We start from the raw sequence: 2,367 nt of genomic DNA, 5'->3' as shown, positions 1-2,367 counted from the left end.
CAGCCTCACTGCTTGGACGAGCATCCATCAGCTCGCGTCACTATCCTTCTGCGTCACTCCATTGCTCATAACGGCTACGGTGGTACAGGAATTTCCACCTGTTGTCCATCGACTACGCCTTTCGGCCTCGCCTTAGGTCCCGACTTACCCTGAGCGGACGAGCCTTCCTCAGGAACCCTTAGGTTTTCGGCGGATCAGATTCTCACTGATCTTTTCGTTACTTATACCGGCATTCTCACTTGTATGCGCTCCACCTGTCCTTACGGTCAGAATTCAACGTACATACAACGCTCCCCTACCCATGCACATACGTGCAAGCCATAGCTTCGGTGGCGTGTTTAGCCCCGTTACATTTTCGGCGCAGAGTCACTCGACCAGTGAGCTATTACGCACTCTTTCAATGGTGGCTGCTTCTAAGCCAACATCCTGGTTGTCTGTGCAACTCCACATCCTTTCCCACTTAACACACACTTGGGGACCTTAGCTGATGGTCTGGGCTGTTTCCCTTTTGACAATGGATCTTAGCACTCACTGTCTGACTCCCGGATTTAAGTTTGTGGCATTCAGAGTTTGACTGGACTTGGTAACCCTTGGCGGGCCCCGCACCCAATCAGTGCTTTACCTCCACAACTCAACATCCGAGGCTAGCCCTAAAGCTATTTCGGGGAGAACCAGCTATCTCCGAGTTCGATTGGAATTTCTCCGCTACCCCCACCTCATCCCCGAATTTTTCAACATTCGTGGGTTCGGGCCTCCAGTGAGTGTTACCTCACCTTCACCCTGGACAGGGGTAGATCACACGGTTTCGGGTCTACGTCCACGTACTAAAGCGCCCTATTCAGACTCGCTTTCGCTGCGGCTCCGTCTTTTCAACTTAACCTCGCACGGGAACGTAACTCGCCGGTTCATTCTACAAAAGGCACGCCATCACCCATAAAGAGGGCTCTGACTTTTTGTAAGCACACGGTTTCAGGTTCTTTTTCACTCCGCTTCCGCGGTGCTTTTCACCTTTCCCTCACGGTACTGCTTCACTATCGGTCACTAGGGAGTATTTAGCCTTGGCAGATGGTCCTGCCGGATTCCGACGGGGTTTCACGTGACCCGCCGTACTCAGGATACCTCTAGGGGAGTCGTTCAGTTTGGGCTACAGGGCTTTTACCTTCTATGCCGGACCTTTCCAGATCACTTCGCCTACCAAACTAACCCCATGATGAGGTCCTACAACCCCAAGGAGCAAGCTCCTTGGTTTGGGCTATTCCGCTTTCGCTCGCCGCTACTGACGGAATCACTTTTGTTTTCTTTTCCTCCAGGTACTTAGATGTTTCAGTTCCCTGGGTCTGCCTCTACAATAGCTATGTATTCACTATTGAGTAACTGCGCATTACCACAGCTGGGTTCCCCCATTCGGACATCCCCGGATCAAAGCCTGCTTACGGCTCCCCGAGGCATTTCGTCGTTCGCCACGTCCTTCTTCGGCTCCTAGTGCCTAGGCATCCTCCGTGTGCTCTTTCTAGCTTAACCTAGAAAAAACTAATAAAGATTTTTGCAAGATTCGTTAGAATCAAGCAACCTAAGTTCTTACTTTACGTTTTGTTTCGTTATCTAGTTTTCAAGGAACAATGTTGCAACCATTACATTCGCGAAGCGATGTTGGTTGTCAACTGTTTGTCCAATACTTCAATTTAACTGGATTTCCTGTTGTTAATTTCGTTGATTTCAGAAGATAAAAGCATTTAACTGGAAATTCTACAGTTATTTCAGGCTTAAAGTCTGAAACAGACTAAAAACAATGAAATTAACGTCATATTTTCCTGTTATTTCTCTTAAATCCCATAATTCCTCAAAATTAACTGGAGTTTTTCCCGTTATTTCAGAAATATCGGTATGTTTGAAAGATTGCTCTTTCAAAACTGAACACGAGTGAGTAAGCGATTTGTGTGTTAAACACACTTGACTGTGTCTATCAGACACGAGTCTCCATAGAAAGGAGGTGATCCAGCCGCACCTTCCGATACGGCTACCTTGTTACGACTTCACCCCAATCATCTACCCCACCTTCGGCGGCTGGCTCCCTTGCGGGTTACCCCACCGACTTCGGGTGTTGTAAACTCTCGTGGTGTGACGGGCGGTGTGTACAAGACCCGGGAACGTATTCACCGCGGCATGCTGATCCGCGATTACTAGCAATTCCGACTTCATGCAGGCGAGTTGCAGCCTGCAATCCGAACTGAGATCGGCTTATAAGGATTGGCTCCACCTCGCGGCTTCGCTTCCCGTTGTACCGACCATTGTAGTACGTGTGTAGCCCAGGTCATAAGGGGCATGATGATTTGACGTCATCCCCACCTTCCTCCGGTTTGTCACCGG

At 49.2% G+C, this 2,367-nt stretch carries 2 rRNA genes; both read right to left on the bottom strand.

From position 1 onward, the window contains the following. Nucleotides 1–1,521, bottom strand: a 23S ribosomal RNA gene (locus tag AC58PV_RS35375); the annotation flags it as partial. Between the two features lie 462 nt (nucleotides 1,522–1,983). After that, nucleotides 1,984–2,367, bottom strand: a 16S ribosomal RNA gene (locus AC58PV_RS35370); the annotation flags it as partial.

The organism is Paenibacillus sp. J22FR83 (assembly GCF_059691955.1).
The sequence above is the reverse complement of the archived record's forward strand: the minus strand, read 5'-3'. Positions and strand labels throughout refer to the sequence as shown.